Raw genomic sequence first — 21,025 nt, forward strand, 5'->3', positions numbered from 1 at the left:
CCGCCTGTGACCCTAACTGTCAGAGTCGCATGGCACGATCGGACCCTGACACATCCAGCTTCCGTACATCGAGCATGGGGACCACAGCGATGGTTATGTTCTTGTTCCTCGTCGTCGCTCTCGCCGTCGTGGTCGCCGCCGTGACACTGGCCGTGGTGGGCGGCGGGGAGGGCGACGGACCGCTGCCCGAGGTGGCCCCCGAGCGCCTGCAGGACCCCCTGCCGCCGGACCGCCCGGTCGACCGCGCGGACGTCGACGCGCTCCGCTTCCCGCTCGCCGCGCGCGGCTACCGGATGGCGGACGTCGACGACGCCCTCAACCGGCTCGCCGCCGAACTGGCCGAGCGGGACGCCCGGATCGCCGACCTGGAGTCCGCGCTGGCGGGCGCCCGGGCGGCGGCCCACCACGTCTCCATGGAGAAGCCGGGGCACGGACAGGAGGGCCACCAGTGACGGACGGCGCCGCGATCGCCGGCCCGGATGGTGCACTGCGCTGCCCCTGGGCCCTGTCCACCGAGGACTACGTGGCCTACCACGACGAGGAGTGGGGCCGCCCGGTCCACGGCGACGACGCGCTCTACGAACGCCTCAGCCTCGAGGCCTTCCAGTCCGGCCTGTCCTGGATCACCATCCTGCGCCGCCGGCCCGGCTTCCGGGCCGCGTTCGCCGACTTCAGGATCGAGAAGGTCGCCGCCTTCACCGAGACGGACCGCGCCCGCCTCCTCACCGACCCGGGCATCATCCGCAACAGGGCCAAGATCGACGCGACGCTCGCCAACGCGCGGGTGCTGGCGGAGTGGGCCCCGGGCGAGCTGGACAGCCTGATCTGGTCCCACGCGCCGGAGCCGGGACCGGCGCCGAAGACCCTGTCCGACGTCCCGCCGGTCACCCCGGAGTCGACGGCCCTGTCCAAGGCGCTGAAGAAGAGAGGCCTGCGTTTCGTGGGACCGACCACGGCGTACGCCCTGATGCAGGCGTGCGGCCTGGTCAACGACCATCTTCAGACGTGTGTCGCGCGGGAGGGCTGATCCTCAGCGGCCCAGGTACTTCGGCTTCTCCTTGTTGACGAACGCCTGCACCGCGATCATGTGGTCCTCGGAGGACCCGGCCCGTGTCTGCAGCTCGTCCTCCTTGTCCAGCGTCTCGTCGAGGGAGTGCGTCAGGCCGTAGGCCATGGCCTCCCTGAGGGCCGCGTACGCGACCGTCGGCCCCTCGGCCAGCGCCCGTGCCGCCTTCTCCGCCTCGGCGTGCAGCTCGGCGGCCGGCACGAGACGGTTGGCGATCCCCAGGTCGTACGCCTCCTGGGCCTTGATGCTGCGGGGGAAGAGCAGCAGGTCGGCGGCCCGGCCCGGGCCCACGACCCGCGGCAGCGTCCAGGACATGCCCGAGTCCGCGGTCAGCGCGACGCCCGCGAACGACGTGTTGAAGGCGGCGGTGTCGGCCACGATCCGGTAGTCGGCCACCAGCGCCAGCCCGAATCCCGCCCCCGCCGCGACCCCGTTCACCCCGGCCACCACAGGCTTCGCCATCCCGGCCAGCGCCCGCACGATCGGGTTGTAGTGCTCACGCACCGTGCTCATCGTGTGCCCGGAGCCGGTCTCCCGGTCCTGCGCCAGCAGCCCGATGTGCTCCTTGAGGTCCTGACCGACGCAGAACGCCCGCTCCCCGGCGGCCGTCAGCAGCACGGCCCGTACGGCCGCGTCGCCTGCCGCCTCCTGGACCGCCTCCCGCAGCGCGACCTTCGTCGGGATGTTCAGCGCGTTCATCGCCTCGGGCCGGTTCAGGGTGATCGTCGCGAGCCCGTCGGTCACCTCGTAGAGCACCGTGTCGGCCATGGTCTGTCCCCTCCGTTGGTACGACCGGTCAGTACGTCTTCGTACGAAGGACAGCATGACGGAGATCGCCGTCCACGCACCGCACCGGACGTGTGACCTGCGTCAAAGAATTATCGGCGGTTTCCGGTGCGCGGAAGTCCGTGCGGCCGCGCAGTATCGCAGTCACATCGCCGAATTGGGTGGTTTTGCTCGCGCGCGTTGCCCAAGCGATGCCGACTGATGTTGGTCATCGGGTCCTGAGATGCGGGATAATGGCTTGGAAGCAATGTGTTCGATGCCGGTGTCGCGTGTCCAAGTCCCACGCCTGGACCGTGTGCCCTCCAGGGCCGTCGGCTTTGACGATGAGCTGGTTTCAGGAAGGGGAACGAGCATGGCGGCCATGAAGCCGCGAACGGGTGATGGCCCGCTCGAGGTGACCAAGGAGGGGCGGGGCATCGTCATGCGCGTTCCGCTCGAAGGCGGCGGTCGGCTCGTCGTCGAGCTGACCCCTGACGAGGCCGACGCGCTCGGCGACGCCCTCAAGAAGGTCGTCGGCTGACGCGGAAGCGACCATACCCTTTCGACAACCCCGGCATCCAAGTGGTGCCGGGGTTGCTCTGTGTGGGCCTCGTCACCGCCCCGGCGACGTCGCCTTCAGGGGCCGGTCAGCGCTTCACGGCGCACAGCAGCCCGTCGCCCACCGGCAGCAGTGACGGCAGCAGCTCCTGGCTCTCCCGCACCGCCCGCAGCAGCTCCCGCAGCCGCAGGACCTCCGTCGGCTGGGGTCCCGAATCGACCGTGCGGCCGTTCGCGAAGACCCCCTCGAAGACCACCAGACCCCCCGGACGGAGCAGGCGCAACGATTCAGCGAGGTAGTCCATGACCTCCTGCCGGTCGCCGTCGCAGAAGACGAGGTCGTAGCCGGCGTCCGCGAGGCGGGGCAGCACGTCCAGGGCGCGGCCCGGGATGAAGCGGGCGCGGTTGCTGGCGAAGCCGGAGGCCCGGAAGGCCTGACGGGCGAACTGCTGGTGCTCCGGCTCGGGGTCGACGGTGGTCAGGACACCGTCCGGGCGCATCCCGTGCAGCAGGTGGATACCGGAGACGCCGGTGCCGGTCCCGATCTCGGCCACCGCCTTCGCGTCCACGGAGGCCGCCAGCAACCGCAGCGCGGAGCCCGTGCCGGGCGACACCGAGCGCAGCCCCGCCTCACGGGCCCGGTCACGGGCCCAGCGCAGCGCTTCGTCCTCGGCGGCATAGGCGTCGGCGAACGCCCAGCTTGCCTGCCGGTTGCCGGTAATGACCCTCTCCTGTCCCCGTGGTTGCCTGGGCGTGACTGTATCCGTTGGGCCCGGGAACCCGCAGATGGGACCGGGCGTTTAGAGGGGTGGAGACGACGGCGGGGGGACACAGTTGGATCACGACGACGGTCGGGCGCTCGAGGAACCGCGGACGCGGCGGCACGAGCCGGAGCAGCCCACATCAAATTCTCGTAAAACCGCTTATCCGGTCCTAACGGGCGAGGTGGCTATGGTAGGGGCTCCACTGGACACCACCAGAGATGACAGGGGAGGTGCGGCCGCGCCCAACGGGGACCGGGCTGGAGTGCTGCGGCGCTTCCTCGGATCAGCGGGCAGGCCGAAATCCGTGAACGACACCGCTGCTGACCCCAGCCACGCCGCTGACCACGCCCAGACCGCGACTTTCTCCACCGACGCGGACGGGCAGGCGTGGACTCCGCCCACGTGGGAGGAGATCGTCAGCATGCACAGTGGCCGCGTCTACCGGCTGGCGTATCGCCTCACCGGTAACCAGCACGACGCCGAGGACCTCACCCAGGAGGTCTTCGTCCGCGTCTTCCGCTCCCTGTCGACCTACACACCGGGCACCTTCGAGGGCTGGCTGCACCGCATCACCACCAACCTCTTCCTCGACATGGTCCGCCGCAAGCAGCGCATCCGCTTCGACGCCCTCGGCGAGGACGCGGCCGAGCGCCTGCCCAGCCGCGAGCCCACCCCGCAGCAGGCCTTCAACGACGCCCACTTCGACGCGGACGTCCAGCAGGCCCTCGACACCCTCGCGCCCGAGTTCCGCGCCGCGGTCGTCCTGTGCGACATCGAAGGACTGTCGTACGAGGAGATCGCCGCGACCCTCGGCGTCAAGCTCGGCACGGTCCGCTCCCGGATCCACCGCGGCCGCTCCCAGCTGCGCAAGGCCCTCGCGCACCGCGCGCCGCAGACCCGGAGCTCCGAGCGCCGCTCCTTCGTGCCCCGGGTGGCCGCTCTGGGAGGAGGGGGCGCGACCGCGTGAGTGGATCACGACCCGACCCCGTCGAGCGACGCCTCGCCGAGCAGCATCTGGGAGACCGACTCTCCGCCCTGGTGGACGGAGAGCTCGGTCATGAGACGCGTGAACGAGTCCTCGCGCACCTGGCGACCTGCGCCAAGTGCAAGGCGGAGGCCGACGCACAGCGGCAGTTGAAGAGCGTCTTCGCGGAGGCGGCCCCGCCGCCTCCCTCCGAGAGTTTCCTCGCGCGGCTCCAGGGGCTGCCCGGGGGAGGTGATCCGGACGGCGGTGGCTCGCCGTTCGGCGGGGGAGGATTCGCCGGCCTGTCCGGAAGACCCGGCGGCTCCGCGCTCCCCGGGGTCTTCGGCCTGAAACGCCCCGAGCGTTTCGCCTTCGACTACACGCCCGCCGCGCCGCACACCGCCCCCACCCCGGCCCTCCCCGCCTCCGGCCACGGCTTCCGCATCCATGACGTCAGCCGGCCCGAGATCGACCGCTCCGCCTCGCGCGGGATGCGGTTCGCGTTCGTCGCCGCCGGGGCGGTCTCGCTCGCCGCGATCGCGCTCGGCGGGGTCACGACCGGTGCGGCGACGGACACGGCCGCGGACGCCCGTGGGGGCTCCGGCGCGGGCAGCAATGTGACGCCGGCGCGTACGCCGGGGACGGGGGCCGCTACGGCGCCCGAGAGCCAGCGGCGCCGTGGCGCGGGGCCTCTGCTCACCCAGGGCCAGGGCGCTCGCTCGCTCGGCGACACCCCGGTGGCACCTACCCAGGTGTCCGCACCGCTGCTGCCGGGCGTACCCAGCCCCGCCGCGGCGGACCAGACCGTGCACACGCTGACGGCGCCCGTCGTGGCCGGTGCCGCGGTGATGTCCCCGCTCATACGTCCGCTCAGCGTGACCTCGCCGTTGACGCTGATCTCGGCGTCGGCGCGGCCGGAGGCCACGACGCCCCTCCTCGCCGCACCCGTCCCCGACGCGACCCCCACCGACCCCACTCGCTGACCGGCCCCTGCGCCTCCGCTCGGGAACCTGGTTGAATCCACGGTGAACCGCGTCTGCGCCCTGTGCCGCCGACGCGGAACCGACAAACCGCGTCCGCGACGGGCTGCGCCGCGGTCACCTGTGGGGAGATCATGAACGAGGGGAAGCCCACAAGGCCGAAGTGGTGGCACCGGGGGGTTCGCGAGACCGGCCACGCGGACGCGCCGCCGACGGATCCGCCGCTCGCCCAGGCGCCGACACTGACGGAGCCGGAAGCCCACGACGATCCCGAGGGCGACTTCCGTCTGGCACTACCGGCCCAGGACCGGGGCCCGACTGCGGCGGTACCCGAGGGCGACTTCGAGCTGGCGCGCCCGGCAGCGGGGGTTGGCGCCGACGAGCGGTCTGCCGTAGGTATTACCGACGCGCCTCGAGCGGCCTCCGCCGACGGTGACTACGAATTGCCCCTTCCCCGGGCGGCGACCGACACCGGGGCGGCTTCGCGACAGACGCCGGGACCGGAGCCGGAGACGCCGGGCGGGGCTGGGGGCCTGGCCGGGGCGGAGCCGTTGACGTCGGCTGTGGCCATGGGGGAGGCGGAGACGTCGGCCGAAGCCAAGGCACGGGTGGAGGCGGAGACGCCGAGTGGGGCCGCGGCACAGCCGGAGGGCGTCGCGGAGAAGCCGACTGTGGCCAAGGCGGGGGCGGAGACGCCGGCGGAGGCAGCGGGGCGGCCGGCTGAGGCCGAGGCGCTTGCGGACTCGGCTGTTGGGGTCGGTGTGCGGGCGGAGATACCGGCTGTGGGCGAGGAGGCGGCGGCGATGGCTGTCGTTGAGGCGCTCGCGGAGAGGCCGGATGAGGAGGCCTCGGCCTCAGGTGACTACGCCACGCCCCGTCCACCCGCCGCACCCGAACCACACCCGACTGTCGCCACCCGTCCGACCCCCCTCCATGATCCCGACCCCTACAGCACCCCGCCCTACGGCGAACCCGGCCCCTGGGCCCCCGCGCCCCCGGTCCAGCACCCCGCCGCTCCACCGGCGCAGGACACGCCGATTCCGCCCCCGCACAACGCAACGGGCCCCCACGCCACACCCCCCGCTGGCCCCGCCCCCGCGCCGCTGCCCGACCCGGCTCTGGCACCCCCAGCCGTTCCCACCCCCGAGCCACCGCTCGACCCTGCTCTCGCACCCCCACAAGATCTCACCTCCACCTCCACCCCTTCACTGGACCCCACTCCCACCCCCACCCCCAACCCCTGGCAGAACTACGACCCCTGGGCCCCCGCCCCCTTCCAGCACAGCGGTGTCGGGGTTGATGACAAGGACACGCGGCGTCGGCGGGTGCGTCGGAGGCTTGTGAGCGGAGCTGTCGTGCTGGCGCTGGTTTCCGGTGGGGTCGGTGGGATCGTCGGGGCCTATTTGGAGCGGGACGGCGGACTCGGGACCGTGACGCTGCCGCAGGCCGGGAAGGAGCCGGCGGGGAGGGCGCCGGACAGCGTGGCCGGCATCGCCGCGCGGGCCCTTCCCAGCGTGGTCACCCTGCATGTCACCGGCGCCGCGGAGTCCGGCACCGGCACCGGCTTCGTCCTGGACGACCTCGGACACATCCTCACCAACAACCACGTCGTCGAGCCCGCCGGGTCCGGCGGCAAGATAACCGTCACCTTCAACAGCGGCGACACCGCCAAGGCCACCGTCGTGGGCCGGGACAGCGGTTACGACCTCGCCGTCGTGAAGGTCACCGGCGTGCGCGGGCTCAGGCCCCTGCCGCTCGGCAACTCCGACAACGTCCAGGTCGGCGACCCCGTCGTCGCCATCGGCGCCCCCTTCGACCTGGCCGGCACCGTCACCTCCGGCATCATCAGCGCGAAGGAGCGCCCGATCACCGCCGGCGGCGACAGCACCGACGGGAGCGACGTGTCGTACGTGGACGCGTTGCAGACGGACGCGCCCATCAACCCCGGCAACTCCGGCGGCCCCCTCCTCGACTCCCGCGGCCGGGTCATCGGCATCAACTCCGCGATCCGCTCCGCCGACGACGGCTCGGACTCCGGCACCGGTCAGGCCGGTTCCATCGGCCTCGGCTTCGCGATCCCCGTCAACCAGGCCAGGCGTGTCGCCGAGGAACTGATCAACACCGGCAAGGCCACCCACCCGGTCATCGGCGTCACCCTCGACATGAACTACACCGGCGACGGCGCCCGCGTCGGCAAGAAGGCCGCCGACGGGGGCCCCGCCGTCACCGCGGGCGGCCCCGGAGCCAAGGCCGGCATCAAGGCGGGCGACGTCATCACCGCGGTCGACGGCGTGCGCGTGCACTCCGGCGACGAACTGATCGTCAGGACCCGCGCCCACCGCCCCGGCGACCGCCTGCGGCTCACCGTGCGCCGGGGCGGCGGCGAGCGGACGATCTCACTGGTGCTCGGGTCCTCGGACAGCAACTGACAGGAACCTCACAGACGGGTTCCGAACTCCTGCCCCACAAGGCAAACATCCCGGAAAACCGCCACCCGGACGCACTCGGAACCCTCGGGACGGTACCGGTCGTACGGGATCGCCGGGTACCGTGGATCCGGCCCGGACCACGGAAGACCCGCACAGACCGCCGAGGGCCGAGGACCGAGGACATCGCAAGGAGCTTCAGGTGTTCAATGACATAGGACCGCTCGAGCTGCTGACGATCATTGTGCTCGCCGTGCTCGTCTTCGGTCCGGACAAGCTCCCGAAGGTCATTCAGGACGTCATGCGGACGATCCGGAAGATCCGAGAGTTCTCGGAGAGCGCCAAGGCGGACATCCGGCAGGAACTGGGCCCGGAGTTCAAGGACTTCGAGTTCGAGGACCTCAACCCCAAGACCTTCATCCGCAAGCACCTGGACAGCGAGGACCTGGGGCTGAAGGAGATCCGCAACGGCTTCGACCTGAAGAAGGAGATGGCCGAGGTCACGGAGGCGGTCCAGAGCTACGACACCGACGGTCCGTCCTCGTCCTCTTCCTCGTCGTCCTCCTCCTCGTCCTCCGGTGGCCGCATCGACATGACGAAGAAGCCCGAGGAAGACGACCGGCCGCCCTTCGACGCGGACGCCACCTGAGCCGTACCGCCCGTGGCAGCGGTGGGCGTCGAGACCGTCGTACGTGACGCGTTTCATACTCCGTCGCGCCCTCTCGCGGCCTGAACCCGCCCCCCTGCGCGACCCACGCGCCGGTAGGTTTCCCGGCTGCCCGGAGCGGGGTGGCTATGCTGCCGAGTTGTTGTGCGGACCGGACGAGTCAGCCCGAAGGGGGGCGGGCCGCTCCGGTCCGACGAGAGCGAGGAGGCGTCCGGGCAATGGAGACGACGAGTCGGGCAGTCGCGCAGGCGCCGGCCGCGGAGGGCGGACAACAGGTCCCCTCCGCCCGGCGCACGGTCGACGGCTACCTGCAGGCGCCCTTCCCGTGGTACGGCCTCGACGAGGCCTTCACGGGGCCGCGCTGGCTGATGCAGGTCGGAACGGCGGCCGACGGTGCCGTCGAACACGGGTCGATCGGGCACGGCGACGAGCCCTCGGTGAAGAACGAGGTCGGCTCCGCCAGTGAGCCGCGGGAGAAGTTCGCGGTCGTGGTGACGGTCGCGGCGAACCCCTCCCGCAGGAGCGCCGACGGTACGGGGCTGCTGGAGGCCACGTCGGTCTCCTCGGCGGCGTGGCTGGCCGGGGTGGGGCTGCTGTCGTTCACCTGGCCCGGGCAGATGGACCACAGCCTCCGGGACGACTGGCTGGAGCAGCAGACGGAGACGGCGTGGGCGCTGGCCGACGATCTCGCGGGCCCCGAGTGGTCGACGCTCTCCCTGCCGGTGGACGGCGTGCCCACCCCCTTCCACTACCGCGAGTCCGAGTTCGGCTGGGTGCTCGCCGGGTCCACGCAGGCAGGGGTGCACGTGGGGGCGTACGGACGAGGGATGAGCGCGTACGGGCTGGGCTTCGCCATGATCAAGGACATCGGCACGTACGCCTGACGACGACGGGACGACGAAGGGGCACCGTCCGCACCGGACGGCGCCCCACAGTCACCCAGAACTTGTTCTCTAGAACTTGTTCTTCGGGGTGATCCCCAGGGACAGCCCCGAAAGGCCGCGCTGCCGTCCGCCCAGCTTGCCCGCGATGCCGCGCAGGGCCGCGCCCGCCGGGCTCTCCGGGTCGGTCAGGACCACCGGCCTGCCCTCGTCGCCGCCCTCGCGCAGGCGGACGTCGATCGGGATGGAGCCGAGGACGGGGACCGTCGCGCCCGTCGTGCGGGTGAGGCCGTCGGCGACCGTCTGGCCGCCGCCCGTGCCGAAGACGTCGACCATCTCGCCGCAGTGCGGGCAGGGCAAGCCCGACATGTTCTCGACCACGCCGACGATCTTCTGGTGGGTCTGCACGGCGATGGAGCCCGCCCGCTCGGCGACCTCCGCCGCCGCCTGCTGAGGCGTCGTCACGACCAGGATCTCGGCGTTCGGGACCAGCTGGGCGACCGAGATGGCGATGTCACCGGTGCCGGGCGGCAGGTCGAGGAGCAGGACGTCCAGGTCGCCCCAGTACACGTCCGCGAGAAACTGCTGCAGCGCCCGGTGCAGCATCGGGCCGCGCCAGACCACCGGCGCGTTGCCCGGGGTGAACATGCCGATGGAGATGACCTTCACGCCGTTCGCCGACGGCGGCATGATCATGTTCTCGACCTGGGTGGGGCGGCCGTCCGCGCCGAGCATGCGCGGCACGCTGTGGCCGTAGATGTCGGCGTCGACGACACCGACCTTCAGACCGTCCGCGGCCATCGCCGCCGCCAGGTTCACCGTCACGGACGACTTGCCGACGCCGCCCTTGCCGGACGCGACCGCGTACACCCGGGTGAGCGAGCCGGGCTTGGCGAACGGGATCTCCCGCTCGGCCTGGCCGCCGCGCAGGGCGTTCGCCAGCTCCTTGCGCTGCTCGTCGCTCATCACGTCCAGCGAGACGTCGACGCGGGTGACACCTTCGACCCGGGAGACCGCGTCGGTCACGCGCTGCGTGATGGTCTCGCGCATGGGGCAGCCGGAGACCGTCAGGTACACCGTCACCGCGACCGCCCCGTCCGCGCCGATGTCGACCGATTTGACCATCCCGAGTTCGGTGATGGGTCGGTTGATCTCGGGGTCGTTCACCGTCGCCAGTGCCTCGCGCACCGCGTCTTCGCTAGCCATAGGACGATGGTACGGCTCGGTAGCCTGGCCCCGGTAAGTCCGTCACCGGTCGTCTACGTCACGTCCGCGGGACCGTTCTGCCGGGAATACGGCGTGTTCGTGGTGCCCGTCCTTGCGGTAGTCCAGCTCCTTCATCAGGTCCTGCAGCTCGGAGCGGATCCAGTCGCGGGTGGCGACCTCGCCGAGGCCGATGCGCAGGGCGGCGATCTCCCGGGTCAGGTACTCGGTGTCGGCGATGGACCGCTCGTTCTGCTTGCGGTCCTGTTCGAGGTTGACCCGGTCGCGGTCGTCCTGCCGGTTCTGCGCGAGCAGGATCAGCGGGGCCGCGTAGGAGGCCTGCAGGGACAGCATCAGGGTCAGGAAGATGAACGGGTAGTTGTCGAAGCGCAGGTCCTTCGGCGCGAAGACGTTCCACGCCACCCACAGGATGATGACGACCGTCATCCAGACGATGAACCGTCCGGTGCCGAGGAAGCGCGCGATGCGCTCCGACAGCCGCCCGAAGGCCTCCGGGTCCCACTCGGGCACCAGCCGCCGGCGCGGCGCGCGCGGCTGGTCCAGGCGCACCCGGGTGCGGGTGGTCGCCGTCGCGCCCGCCGGGGTGCGCTCACGGGTGCTCTCACGCTCAGGCGTCATGAGCGGCCACCCCCTCGGCGTCCTCGTTGTCGGCGTCCTCGTCACCGGCGCTCTCGCCGTCGTCCTTCTCGCCGTCCGCGTCCTCGTCCAGGTGGAACTCCGTCTCCCGCCAGTCCTCGGGCAGCATGTGGTCCAGTACGTCGTCCACGGTCACCGCGCCGAGCAGCGACCCGGCCTCGTCCACCACGGGCGCCGCGACCATGTCGTACGTCGCGAAGAACCCGGCGACGACGGGCAGCGCCGCGTCGGGGTCGAGCGGCTGCAGGTCGTCGTCGATGATCGAACTGACCAGGGTGTACGGGGGGTCGCGCAGCAGCCGCTGGAAGTGGACCGTGCCCAGGTACTTGCCGGTCGGTGTCTCGTCCGGCGGACGGCAGACGTAGACCTGGGCGGCGAGGGCGGGGGAGAGGTCGCGGTTGCGGACGCGGGCGAGCGCGTCGGCGACGGTGGCGTCCGGCCGCAGCACGATCGGCTCGGTGGTCATCAGACCACCCGCCGTGTGCTCCTCGTACGACATCAGGCGCCGCATGTCGGCCGCGTCGGCGGGCTGCATCAGGCTCAGCAGCCGCTCCTTGTCCTCCTCCGGCAGTTCGGAGAGCAGGTCGGCCGCGTCGTCGGGGTCCATGGCCTCCAGGACGTCGGCGGCCCGCTCCTCCTTCAGCTTGCCGAGGATCTCGATCTGGTCGTCCTCCGGCAGCTCCTCGAGGACGTCGGCCAGCCGGTCGTCGTCGAGGGCGGCGGCGACCTCGGCGCGCCGCTTGGCGGAGAGATGGTGCAGGACGTTCGCCAGGTCCGCCGGGCGCAGCTGCTCGAAGGTGGCCAGGAGGCTCTCCGCGCCCTGTCCCTGCTCCTCCAGGGAGAACCCGGTGACGGCGGACCACTCGACGGTCAGCTGCTCGCCCTTGGCCCTCCTGAAGGCGCCGGCCTTGCGGCCCTTGCGGACGAAGACGCGGTCGACCTCCCACTCCCGGCGGGCCGGCAGCTGCTGCACGGACACGTCGAGGACGGTGACCTCCTCGCCGGTCTCGACGAGGGTGACCCGGCGGTCCAGGAGCTCCCCGAAGGCCAGCCGTTCGGTGGGGCGTTGCTCGAAGCGGCGGACGTTGAGCACACCGGTGGCGATGACCTGGCCGGACTCGATGCTGGTGACCCGGGTCATCTGCAGGAAGATGCGGCGCCGGGTGGGCAGTTCGACGACGAGGCCGAGCACACGCGGGGGGCGGCGGCCGACGCGCAGCATCACGACCAGGTCGCGCACGCGGCCCACCTGGTCGCCGTTGGGGTCGAAGACGGGGACGCCGGAGAGGTGCGAGACGAAGATCCGGGGGGCGGCGCCTGCCATGGTCGTGCTTCCTTTTCGTGCGGGGTTCGTGGGGCTGTGCTGTTCCGAATTGCCCGCTCGGGTGGGCTTCAGGCTAGCCCGTCCCGATCGGATATGCCCTGGTGGACGGTCCGGACGGACCGGCTCCGCCGGTGGCCGCCGACCCCTGTAGGGTGCCGAGCACCGTTCAGGACAGCCGTTGAGAAAGGCAGCCGTGTCTGTGACTGCGAGGTCCGAGGGCCGTACTCGTCGGGCGGTGGTGGCCGGTGCCGTGTGTGCGCTGGTCGTGACGGCAAGCGGGTTTCTGACGGGGTGCAGCGAGGATCCCGACGCGGGCACGAACGGGGTCGGCAAGCTGTCCGCCGACACGATCCAGTCCAGGGCGCGAACGGCCGCGGGGTCCGCGTCCGCCGTGCGGCTCGCCGGAGACGTCGTCACCAATGGCCGTACGTACCGGCTCGACATGCGGCTGAAGCCCGAGGGGGCGACCGGGTCGGTCACCTCCAAGGGGGTGGCCTTCGGGCTGCTGCGGATCGGCGAGCGGCTGTATCTGAAGGCCGGCGCGGGCTTCTGGAACCACGCCGACGGGGACCACGGCACCTCGGCGGCGGGCAAGCTCGACGGCAAGTACGTGAAGGTGCCGCAGCGCGACCCCGCGTACAAGAAGTTCAGCGGTTTCACGGACAAGGACGTCCTCCTCGAAGGGCTGCTCACCCTGCACGGTTCGCTGGCGACGGACGGGCACCACGAACAGGCGGGTACCCGCACGATCCGCATCACGGGTGACAAGGGCTCAGGGGGCACGCTGGACGTGTCCCTGGAGGGCAGGCCGTATCCGCTGCGCCTGCAGCGCGCGGGCGGCGCGGGCACGCTGACCTTCTCGGCCTGGGACAAGGACTTCACCCTGGCGGAGCCGGACAAGGACGAGACGGTGGACTACGGCAAGCAGCTGCCGGCGTCCTGAGGGCTCATCGGCGGCGCTTCTTCTTTTTCAGCAGCAGCCGGGGCAGCCCCGCGGGGACGGGCCTGCGGGTCGTGGCCGGCGTCGGCAGGGGCGCCTCGGCCAGACTGTCGTCGGGCAACGGCGTTGTCGCCCCGGTCGGTTCGAGCCGCAGCACCCGGCAGGTGCGGGCCCAGCGCTCGGTCATCGCCTCTCCGTCGGGCGCGTTGAGCCGCTTGCCCTTCAGCTCGGCGACCGTCGCCTCCCAGGCCTCCGTACCGGACGCGAGTTCGACGACCTTCGCGGACCAGGAGACCAGCCGGCCCCCCTTGTCCTTGCTGCGTACGGTGACCTCGGCGGTCGTGCCGTCGGCCAGTCCCGGCAGCGGCTGCTCGCCCGGTCCGTCGCCCACGACACACGCGGCACCCTCGTGCCACACGTGCCACAGCGCGCGGGCCGGCCCGCCCGGGCCCCGGACCCACACGAGGCCGGACTTCTTGGTGGCCTCCTCGACGAGGGCCTGGTCGAGCAGCTCGCTTGTCATGGCTGAAGCCTATCCAGACGGCTCACAGCCAGCCGTTGCGCTTCAGCGCCCGGTGGATGCCGACACAGAGCACGACCGTGAGGCCGAGGACGGTCGGGTAGCCGTAGCGCCAGTGCAGTTCGGGCATGTGGTCGAAGTTCATGCCGTAGACACCGGTCACCATCGTCGGTACGGCGATGATGGCGGCCCAGGCGGTGATCTTCCGCATGTCCTCGTTCTGCGCGACGGACGCCTGCGCGAGGTTGGCCTGGAGGATCGAGTTGAGCAGCTCGTCGAAGCCGACGACCTGCTCCTGGACGCGGGCGAGGTGGTCGGCGACGTCCCGGAAGTACTTCTGGATGTCGGGGTCGACCAGCCGCATCGGCCGCTCGCTCAGCAGCTGCAGCGGCCGCAGCAGCGGCGCCACCGCCCGCTTGAACTCCAGCACCTCGCGCTTGATCTGGTAGATCCGCGCCGAGTCCACACCGCGGGCGACACCGCCGCGGCCCGGGGAGAAGACCTCGGTCTCCACCTCGTCGATGTCGTCCTGCATGGCGTCGGCGACCGCGAGATAGCCGTCCACGACATGGTCGGCGATCGCGTGCAGCACCGCCGATGGGCCCTTGGCGAGCAGCTCGGGGTCGTCCTGCAGCCGGTGCCGGAGGGCGCGCAGGGAGCCCTGGCCGCCGTGCCGGACGGTGATGAAGAAGTCCCGTCCGGTGAAGCACATGACCTCGCCGGTCTCGACGATCTCACTGTTGGCGGTGAGTTCGTCGTGCTCGACGTAGTGGATGGTCTTGAAGACGGTGAACAGGGAGTCGTCGTAGCGCTCCAGCTTGGGCCGCTGGTGGGCCTGGACGGCGTCCTCGACGGCCAGCGGGTGCAGCCCGAACTCGCTTGCGATGCCGGAGAATTCGGCCTCGGTCGGCTCGTGCAGACCGATCCAGACGAAGCCTCCGTCGCGGCGCACCTGGCGCATGGCCTCGTGCGGGGTGAGCGCCTGCGGAGTCTGGACGCGGGCCCCGTCCCGGTAGACGGCGCAGTCGACGACGGCCGACGGGGTGCCGGGGTCGCGTGTCGTGTCGTACGCGCCGGTGTCCTTGCGCAGGGAGATGCGGGACGGGCGGACCGCGGCGCGCAGGTCACGGATCATCGACATGGCTGGCTCCTTCGTGGCAGGCAGCGAAAGGGCGCCGACGACGGGTGGAACTGCCCGGAATGGGGACGTCCTGACTTCGGGTGTTTGGCACGTCCACAAAGCGGGGAGCACCGCACCGTCGCGGTGGCGAGTTTCGCTGCTGGTTCAGATCAGACAGATCAGGCACAACGAGACGAAGTGCTCTTCCGCATGAAGACTCGTGAAGACTTGAGCGTGAAAGGCGGCGGTCAGCCCAGGCCGGATCAGCTGTATCAGCGGCGGGAAGAGCGAGTGGTACTGCACGGGTGACTTCGATCCATGACAGCCCCACCTCCTCCGGCCGGTCCCTCGTAAGGGACGTTCCATTCCCGTAAGGGAGTCCAACTGGCGTCGGGACTCGATCGCGACGCCGATGCGTGCTGCCCGAACGACCGGGCCAGAGTACCAGTCGCCCAAACTGTCAAGGCGCTGCTTTGCCCGGTACTGACGAGTTCTATGCTCGCCGCATGGTTGATGTTCTTCCTCTGGTCGAGGCAAGGTTGCGCACCGCGCTGGGCGAACCGGACGCCCGCGCGGCGGTCACGTTCCTCGGCACGGACCGCATCGAGGTGCTCCGCTTCCACGAGGGCGACATCGTCCGCTACGCCACGCTCGGCATGTCCGCGCAGCCGATGAGCGACCCCACGGCGACGCTCGCCGACCCGGTGAAGGGACCCCGCGCGGAGCTGGTCCTCTCGGTGCGCGCGGGCCTCGCCGACACCGACAAGGCGCTGCGCCCGCTCGCCGTGCTCGCCGCGTCTCCGCAGGTCGAGGGGGTGATCGTGGCACCGGGCGCGTCCCTCGACATCGGTGAGCCGCTGTGGCCGGGCGCCCCGTTCAGCTCCGTCCTGGTCGCCGAGCCCGGCGGCCTGGTCGAGGATCTCGCCCTGGACGAGCCGCTCGACCCGGTCCGCTTCCTGCCGCTGCTGCCCATGACGGCGAACGAGGCGGCCTGGAAACGCGTCCACGGCGCCCAGGCCCTCCAGGAGCGCTGGCTGACGCACGGGACGGACCTGAGGGATCCGTCCCGCGCCTCGGTCTCCCTGGCGTGAGCAAGCTCACCAACGGACGGCCGTATTCCGTCAGTTGGCAAAGACGGTGACACCGTCCTCGGACGCGTGTCGCGTCTCCAGCTCCTCCGCTTCGTGGGTGAGCGCGTTCCGTCGTACGAGGACCACCAGCGCGCCCACCACGGCCGTCACCGCGGCCACCGCGAACGGGATGTGGATGTCGGTCCACTCCTCGATCTTCGGCGCGAAGTAGGGAGCCGCGGCCGCCGCGAACCAGCGCACGAAGTTGTAGCCGGCGCTCGCCACCGGGCGCGGGGCGTCCGAGACGCCGAGCGCCAGTTCCGTGTACACCGTGTTGTTCACGCCGATGAACGCGCCGGACAGGACGGTGCAGACGACCGCCGTGGTGTGGTCGCCGTAGCCGAGGACGAGCACGTCGACCGCGAGCAGCATCAGCGAGCCGCCGAGCACCTTCAGCGAACCGAACCGCTTCTGCAGGCGCGGCGCCACGATCACCGAGAAGACGGCCAGCAGCACGCCCCAGCAGAAGAACACGGCACCCGACTTGTAGGGCGTCATGTTGAGCACGAACGGCGTGAAGGCCAGCACGGTGAAGAACGTGTAGTTGTAGAAGAACGCCGAGACGGCGGCGGAGGCGAGGCCTCCGTGCCCGAGTGCCTTGATCGGGTCGAGCAGCGAGGTCTTCCGCGCGGGCTTCGGCTGCTCCTTCAGGAACGCCGTGATGCACAGGAAGCCGACCGCCATCAGGAAGGCCGTGCCGAAGAACGGGTAGCGCCAGCTCTGGTTGCCGAGCAGTGCGCCCAGCAGCGGGCCGCAGGCCATGCCGAGGCCCAGGGCCGACTCGTACAGCAGGATCGCCGCCGCGCTGCCGCCCGCCGCCGCGCCGACGATGACCGCGAGAGCCGTCGAGACGAACAGGGCGTTGCCCAGGCCCCAGCCCGCGCGGAAGCCGACGAGTTCGCCGACCGAGTCCGAGGTGCCGGCCAGGCCCGCGAAGACGACGACGAAGGCGAGGCCGAGCAGCAGCGTCCTGCGCCCGCCGATCCGGCTCGAGACGAAGCCGGTGACCAGCATCGCCACGGCCGTGATCAGGAAGTACGAGGTGAAGAGCAGGGAGACCTGACTGGCGGTGGCGTTCAGGCCCTTGGCGATGGACGGCAGGATCGGGTCGACGAGTCCGATGCCCATGAAAGCCACGACGGACGCGCCGGCCGTCGCCCACACGGCCTTCGGCTGCCGCAGGATGCCGCCCGCTCCCGCGTCGAAGGGGTCGTCCATGCTTCCTCCACTCCGGGTCGATTTAGTTGCTATATACACATAGTAAGTTAGGGCGGCTAATTGATGCAAGTGGCATCTAGTTGGGCCGGGACGGAATGGTGCGGAATCAGGTGAGGGTTCCGTCCGGTCGGGTGATCGTCCTTGACGTGAGGGTGCCGGGGTAGGACCGTGGGGCCCTATGAGGGGCGAACCCAGTTGCCCGAAGTGTGGTGGCCGGGTCAGGGCTCCCGGACTCTTCGCCGATTCGTGGCAGTGCGATGAGCACGGCACCGTGCACCCGGTGCAGCCCGTGGTCCCGCCCAGCGTCGAGGCCCTCAGTGTCGTGGTGCACCGCACTCAGGTGCCCGTGTGGATGCCGTGGCCCCTCCCCGTCGGCTGGCTGTTCACGGGCGTGGCCTGCGCCGGCGACGACCGGCACGGCGGCCGCGCCACCGCGGTGGCCTGCTCGGGGCCGGGACCGCTCGGGGGCATAGGGGAGCTGATCCTGGTCGCCGAGGAACTGGGCGTCGGGCTCGGCGCGCGGTACGCGGGCATCGCCGGCCCGGACCCGGGGCCGTACATGAGCGTCGAGAAGCCGCCCCAGGCCAAGGTGCTGGCCGGTGGCCGCCCCACCCCCCTCTGGCATGTCGCCGCCACCCCCGACGACCGCGCGGTCTTCGCCGGCGAGGCGCGCGGGTTGTGGCTGTGGGCCGTCGTCTGGCCCGAGCAGTCCGGGCTGCTGATGTACGACGAGCTGGTGCTGACGGATCTGCGCGAGGCGGGGGCGGAACTCGAGCTCGTTCCCTGCGGAGCGTTGTCGCCGCGCCTGCTGGAGCCGTAGCGCCCACGGGGGGTGCCGTCTCGTGGGTGGCTGCGGCTCGTCCTGGGCCGGCCGCGCGGTTCCCCGCGCCCCTGGGGTGGGTGGAGCGTGTCGTACTCTTGAGCGTCCCGTTCTGTTTCGTCATCGCTGGAGTTCGCATCGTGCGTGTTGATCTGCACTGCCACTCCACGGCTTCCGACGGTACGGACACCCCCGCCGAGCTGGTGCGCAGCGCCGCCGCGGCCGGGCTGGACGTCGTCGCGCTGACCGACCACGACACCACCCGCGGCTACGCCGAGGCGATCGCCGCGCTGCCCGCCGGGCTGACCCTCGTCACCGGCGCCGAGCTGTCCTGCCGTATCGACGGCATCTCGATGCACATGCTCGCCTACCTCTTCGACCCCGAGGAGCCGGAGCTGCTCGCCGAGCGCGAGCTGGTGCGCGACGACCGGGTGCCGCGGGCGCGCGCGATGGTCGACCAGCTGCGGGACCTCGGCGTGCCGGTCACCTGGGAGCAGGTGGCACGCATCGCCGGGGACGGCTCGGTCGGCCGGCCGCATGTCGCCACCGCGCTGGTCGAGCTGGGTGTCGTGCGGAGCGTGGACGAGGCGTTCACCGCCGACTGGCTGGCGGACGGCGGACGGGCCTACGTGCCCAAGCACGAGACGGACCCGTTCGAAGCGATCCGGCTGGTCAAGGCGGCCGGCGGGGTGACGGTGTTCGCGCATCCGGGCGCCAGCAAGCGCGGCCGTACCGTGCCGGAGCCGGCGATCGCCGAGATGGCCGCCGCCGGGCTCGACGGCATCGAGGTCGACCACATGGACCACGACGCTCGGACCCGGGCGCGGCTGCGGGGACTGGCCAAGGAACTGGGGCTGCTGACCACCGGGTCCAGCGACTACCACGGCAGCCGCAAGACCTGCGTGCTCGGGGAGTACACCACGGACCCCGAGGTGTACGGCGAGATCACGCGCCGGGCGACCGGGGCGTTCCCGGTGCCGGGGACCGGCGGAGCCTGACGCCCGCCCACGCCACCCCGTTCACCTCTCCACCCGGTTCACCTCTTCTCACCGCAAGGCCCTCATGTTCGACGCTGCCGTTTTCGGCTCCCTCTTCCTCACCCTGTTCGTCATCATGGATCCCCCGGGGATCACCCCGATCTTCCTCGCCCTCACCGCCGGACGCCCCGGCAAGGTGCAGAAGCGGATGGCCTTCCAGGCCGTGTGCGTGGCGTGCGGTGTGATCACCGTCTTCGGGCTCCTGGGACACCAGATCCTCGACTACCTGCACGTCTCCGTGCCCGCGCTGATGATCGCGGGCGGGCTGCTGCTCCTGCTGATCGCCCTCGACCTGCTCACCGGCAAGACCGACGAGCCGAAGCAGACCAAGGACGTCAACGTGGCCCTCGTGCCGCTGGGCATGCCGCTGCTGGCCGGTCCCGGCGCGATCGTGTCCGTCATCCTCGCCGTGCAGAGGGCCGACAGCACGGCCACGCAGGTGTCGGTGTGGTGCGCGATCCTCGCCATCCATGTCGTGCTGTGGCTGGTGATGCGCTACTCGCTGCTGATCATCCGGATCATCAAGGACGGCGGCGTCGTCCTGGTGACCCGGCTCGCCGGCATGATGCTCTCGGCGATCGCCGTGCAGCAGATCATCAACGGCGTCACCCAGGTGATCCGGACGAGCTGAGCCCGCAAGCGCAGAGCCCCCGTACGGCATCGGTGCCGTACGGGGGCTCTGAAGCTTCAGCGGTGATCCGCGTCTGTGTCGGTGATCCGCGTCTGTATCGGTTACGCGGCCGGGTCGGTTACGCGGCCGTGTTCTCGGCCGGTCGGATCCACAGGCGCTGCCCGATGGCGGCGGCCTGCTGCACGATCCGGTTGACGGAGGCGGCGTCCACGACAGTGCTGTCCACGGGCGTTCCGTCGACCTCGTCGAGTCGCATGATTTCGAAGCGCATGGCCTCTCCCTTCGTCTCGTGGTTCTGATCCAGTCAACGGCCTGCGTGTTACAAACATTCCCTACGCTAAAGAAATTTTTCGAACGGCTAATTACTGACCGGTAAGAGGTGCGCGAGATGTGTGAATGAGACTGACCGGGACCGGTTGTGTTCGCAGCGTGACCGCCGGGACAATGGAGGTGATGAACGACGACCTCCCGGCCCTCAGCGCCCGCGTCGACCGCACGAACGAGCTGCTCCAGCGCATGCTCGCCGAGGTGGCCAAGACGCCCTCGACCCATGCGATCTTCGTCGACGCCGGGTACCTCTACGCGGCCGCGGGGCGGCTCGTGGCGGGCACGGAGGACCGGCGCGCCTTCGACCTGGACGCAGAGGGCCTGATCGAGGCGCTCATCGACCGGGCCCGCACCATCTTCGCGGACAGCCGACTGCTGCGGGTCTACTGGTACGACGGCGCGAGACGCCGTATCCACACCGCCGAGCAGCAGTCGATCGCCGAACTCCCGGACGTCAAGGTCCGGTTGGGCAACCTGAACGCCAACAACCAGCAGAAGGGCGTCGACTCCCTCATCCGCAGCGACCTCGAGTCCCTCGCCCGCCACCGCGCCATCAGCGACGCGGCCCTGCTCGGCGGCGACGAGGACCTGGTCTCGGCGGTCGAGGCGGCCCAGGGGTACGGCGCCCGGGTCCACCTCTGGGGCATCGAGGCCCCCGAGGGCCGCAACCAGGCGGAACCCCTCCTCTGGGAGGTGGACAGCCAGCGCACCTTCGACCTCGACTTCTTCAAGCCGTACGTCGCCCGGCGCACCGCCCCCGGCTACGAGGCCGGCGCCGCCCGGCCCACCCGGGAGGACGTCCGCTTCGTCGGCGCGCAGATCGCGGCGAAATGGCTGGCGGCGCGGGGACGCGAGTCACTGGTCGAACTGCTGCCCGGGCATCCGTACCTTCCGGGCTCGGTGGACCAGGACCTGCTGGTGGAGGCGGAGGGCCTGCTGCAGTACTCCCTGCGCGGACAGTCGGATCTGCGACGGGCGCTGCGGGACGGGTTCTGGGAGCACTTGCAGACGCAGTACTGAGCGCTGC

24 protein-coding genes are annotated in these 21,025 nt (G+C 70.9%); 15 read left to right on the forward strand and 9 right to left on the reverse strand.

Annotated elements, in window-relative coordinates:
- Positions 1 to 95 precede the first annotated feature (95 nt).
- Positions 96 to 452, forward strand: coding sequence for a DivIVA domain-containing protein (locus ACWCQ1_RS18020; RefSeq protein WP_133044748.1), 357 nt, complete (start codon positions 96 to 98; stop codon positions 450 to 452).
- Positions 449 to 1,027 (forward strand): DNA-3-methyladenine glycosylase I, encoded by a 579-nt coding sequence (locus ACWCQ1_RS18025; protein ID WP_133044471.1) that lies wholly within the window; start codon positions 449 to 451, stop codon positions 1,025 to 1,027. Before ACWCQ1_RS18020 ends, ACWCQ1_RS18025 begins: the two co-directional genes overlap by 4 nt.
- Before the next feature lie 3 nt (positions 1,028 to 1,030).
- On the opposite strand, the gene chcB is transcribed toward ACWCQ1_RS18025, so the two are convergent.
- Positions 1,031 to 1,834: a 2-cyclohexenylcarbonyl CoA isomerase gene (gene chcB / locus ACWCQ1_RS18030; protein ID WP_358594198.1), complete on the reverse strand. Its 804-nt coding sequence runs from the start codon at positions 1,832 to 1,834 to the stop codon at positions 1,031 to 1,033.
- Positions 1,835 to 1,889: 55 nt separating this feature from the next.
- Here chcB and ACWCQ1_RS18035 point away from each other — a divergent pair, with 55 nt between their 5' ends.
- Complete coding sequence (locus ACWCQ1_RS18035; protein WP_358594195.1) at positions 1,890 to 2,054, forward strand: hypothetical protein; 165 nt, start codon at positions 1,890 to 1,892, stop codon at positions 2,052 to 2,054.
- A gap of 150 nt (positions 2,055 to 2,204) precedes the next feature.
- Positions 2,205 to 2,372 (forward strand): DUF3117 domain-containing protein, encoded by a 168-nt coding sequence (locus ACWCQ1_RS18040; RefSeq protein WP_003966491.1) that lies wholly within the window; start codon positions 2,205 to 2,207, stop codon positions 2,370 to 2,372.
- 106 nt (positions 2,373 to 2,478) lie between these two features.
- On the opposite strand, the gene ACWCQ1_RS18045 is transcribed toward ACWCQ1_RS18040, so the two are convergent.
- Positions 2,479 to 3,177 carry an O-methyltransferase gene (locus ACWCQ1_RS18045; RefSeq protein WP_133044473.1) on the reverse strand — a complete coding sequence of 233 codons (699 nt, stop codon included), beginning with the start codon at positions 3,175 to 3,177 and terminating at the stop codon, positions 2,479 to 2,481.
- A 238-nt stretch (positions 3,178 to 3,415) separates the two neighbouring features.
- Here ACWCQ1_RS18045 and sigE point away from each other — a divergent pair, with 238 nt between their 5' ends.
- The 5 genes from sigE (at position 3,416) to ACWCQ1_RS18070 (ending at position 9,074) form a co-directional block, all read left to right on the forward strand.
- On the forward strand, positions 3,416 to 4,120 hold the full coding sequence (sigE, locus tag ACWCQ1_RS18050) for an RNA polymerase sigma factor SigE (RefSeq protein ID WP_133044474.1): 705 nt from the start codon (positions 3,416 to 3,418) through the stop codon (positions 4,118 to 4,120).
- Positions 4,117 to 5,100: an anti-sigma factor family protein gene (locus ACWCQ1_RS18055; RefSeq protein ID WP_451026870.1), complete on the forward strand. Its 984-nt coding sequence runs from the start codon at positions 4,117 to 4,119 to the stop codon at positions 5,098 to 5,100. Before sigE ends, ACWCQ1_RS18055 begins: the two co-directional genes overlap by 4 nt.
- Positions 5,101 to 5,900: 800 nt before the next feature.
- A complete protein-coding gene (locus tag ACWCQ1_RS18060; RefSeq protein WP_451026880.1) occupies positions 5,901 to 7,526 on the forward strand; it encodes a trypsin-like peptidase domain-containing protein in 1,626 nt (541 codons plus the stop codon).
- Between the two features lie 199 nt (positions 7,527 to 7,725).
- Positions 7,726 to 8,172 carry a sec-independent translocase gene (locus ACWCQ1_RS18065; protein ID WP_451026871.1) on the forward strand — a complete coding sequence of 149 codons (447 nt, stop codon included), beginning with the start codon at positions 7,726 to 7,728 and terminating at the stop codon, positions 8,170 to 8,172.
- A gap of 236 nt (positions 8,173 to 8,408) precedes the next feature.
- Positions 8,409 to 9,074, forward strand: a complete 666-nt coding sequence (locus ACWCQ1_RS18070; RefSeq protein ID WP_358594189.1) for a hypothetical protein — start codon at positions 8,409 to 8,411, stop codon at positions 9,072 to 9,074.
- A gap of 69 nt (positions 9,075 to 9,143) precedes the next feature.
- Here ACWCQ1_RS18070 and ACWCQ1_RS18075 read toward each other — a convergent pair whose 3' ends face one another.
- Genes ACWCQ1_RS18075 through ACWCQ1_RS18085 form a run of 3 tightly spaced genes read right to left on the reverse strand, consistent with a single transcriptional unit; the run spans position 9,144 to position 12,255 of the window.
- Positions 9,144 to 10,277 (reverse strand): Mrp/NBP35 family ATP-binding protein, encoded by a 1,134-nt coding sequence (locus ACWCQ1_RS18075; RefSeq protein WP_133044479.1) that lies wholly within the window; start codon positions 10,275 to 10,277, stop codon positions 9,144 to 9,146.
- Between the two features lie 42 nt (positions 10,278 to 10,319).
- The gene (locus ACWCQ1_RS18080; protein ID WP_133044480.1) at positions 10,320 to 10,913 is read right to left on the reverse strand and encodes a DUF1003 domain-containing protein; all 594 of its coding nucleotides are present in this window, start codon (positions 10,911 to 10,913) and stop codon (positions 10,320 to 10,322) included.
- Positions 10,903 to 12,255 carry a magnesium transporter MgtE N-terminal domain-containing protein gene (locus ACWCQ1_RS18085; RefSeq protein ID WP_133044481.1) on the reverse strand — a complete coding sequence of 451 codons (1,353 nt, stop codon included), beginning with the start codon at positions 12,253 to 12,255 and terminating at the stop codon, positions 10,903 to 10,905. The genes ACWCQ1_RS18080 and ACWCQ1_RS18085 overlap by 11 nt, the downstream gene beginning before the upstream one ends.
- A 199-nt stretch (positions 12,256 to 12,454) precedes the next feature.
- On the opposite strand from ACWCQ1_RS18085, the gene ACWCQ1_RS18090 reads away from it, so the two are divergent.
- Complete coding sequence (locus ACWCQ1_RS18090; RefSeq protein ID WP_358594558.1) at positions 12,455 to 13,198, forward strand: hypothetical protein; 744 nt, start codon at positions 12,455 to 12,457, stop codon at positions 13,196 to 13,198.
- Positions 13,199 to 13,202: 4 nt separating this feature from the next.
- Here ACWCQ1_RS18090 and ACWCQ1_RS18095 read toward each other — a convergent pair whose 3' ends face one another.
- Entirely contained in the window at positions 13,203 to 13,718 is a 516-nt protein-coding gene (locus tag ACWCQ1_RS18095) for a hypothetical protein (RefSeq protein ID WP_358594184.1), read from the reverse strand.
- A 22-nt stretch (positions 13,719 to 13,740) separates the two neighbouring features.
- The gene (locus tag ACWCQ1_RS18100) at positions 13,741 to 14,856 is read right to left on the reverse strand and encodes a magnesium and cobalt transport protein CorA (protein WP_133044484.1); all 1,116 of its coding nucleotides are present in this window, start codon (positions 14,854 to 14,856) and stop codon (positions 13,741 to 13,743) included.
- Between the two features lie 485 nt (positions 14,857 to 15,341).
- On the opposite strand from ACWCQ1_RS18100, the gene ACWCQ1_RS18105 reads away from it, so the two are divergent.
- Positions 15,342 to 15,926: a suppressor of fused domain protein gene (locus tag ACWCQ1_RS18105; RefSeq protein ID WP_356762109.1), complete on the forward strand. Its 585-nt coding sequence runs from the start codon at positions 15,342 to 15,344 to the stop codon at positions 15,924 to 15,926.
- A gap of 30 nt (positions 15,927 to 15,956) precedes the next feature.
- Here the strand turns inward: ACWCQ1_RS18105 and ACWCQ1_RS18110 are convergent, their stop codons facing one another.
- Positions 15,957 to 17,183, reverse strand: a complete 1,227-nt coding sequence (locus ACWCQ1_RS18110) for an MFS transporter (protein ID WP_358594180.1) — start codon at positions 17,181 to 17,183, stop codon at positions 15,957 to 15,959.
- Positions 17,184 to 17,361: 178 nt separating this feature from the next.
- Here ACWCQ1_RS18110 and ACWCQ1_RS18115 point away from each other — a divergent pair, with 178 nt between their 5' ends.
- The 3 genes from ACWCQ1_RS18115 (at position 17,362) to ACWCQ1_RS18125 (ending at position 19,671) form a co-directional block, all read left to right on the forward strand.
- Positions 17,362 to 18,003, forward strand: a complete 642-nt coding sequence (locus ACWCQ1_RS18115) for a DUF6758 family protein (protein ID WP_133044487.1) — start codon at positions 17,362 to 17,364, stop codon at positions 18,001 to 18,003.
- 140 nt (positions 18,004 to 18,143) lie between these two features.
- Positions 18,144 to 19,001: a PHP domain-containing protein gene (locus ACWCQ1_RS18120; protein WP_133044488.1), complete on the forward strand. Its 858-nt coding sequence runs from the start codon at positions 18,144 to 18,146 to the stop codon at positions 18,999 to 19,001.
- A 64-nt stretch (positions 19,002 to 19,065) separates the two neighbouring features.
- The gene (locus ACWCQ1_RS18125) at positions 19,066 to 19,671 is read left to right on the forward strand and encodes a MarC family protein (protein ID WP_133044489.1); all 606 of its coding nucleotides are present in this window, start codon (positions 19,066 to 19,068) and stop codon (positions 19,669 to 19,671) included.
- A 118-nt stretch (positions 19,672 to 19,789) separates the two neighbouring features.
- On the opposite strand, the gene ACWCQ1_RS18130 is transcribed toward ACWCQ1_RS18125, so the two are convergent.
- Positions 19,790 to 19,942 carry a hypothetical protein gene (locus ACWCQ1_RS18130; protein WP_133044490.1) on the reverse strand — a complete coding sequence of 51 codons (153 nt, stop codon included), beginning with the start codon at positions 19,940 to 19,942 and terminating at the stop codon, positions 19,790 to 19,792.
- A gap of 182 nt (positions 19,943 to 20,124) precedes the next feature.
- On the opposite strand from ACWCQ1_RS18130, the gene ACWCQ1_RS18135 reads away from it, so the two are divergent.
- Positions 20,125 to 21,018 (forward strand): NYN domain-containing protein, encoded by an 894-nt coding sequence (locus ACWCQ1_RS18135; RefSeq protein WP_358594175.1) that lies wholly within the window; start codon positions 20,125 to 20,127, stop codon positions 21,016 to 21,018.
- Positions 21,019 to 21,025 lie beyond the last annotated feature (7 nt).

It is taken from the genome of Streptomyces sp. NPDC002144, assembly GCF_053593695.1.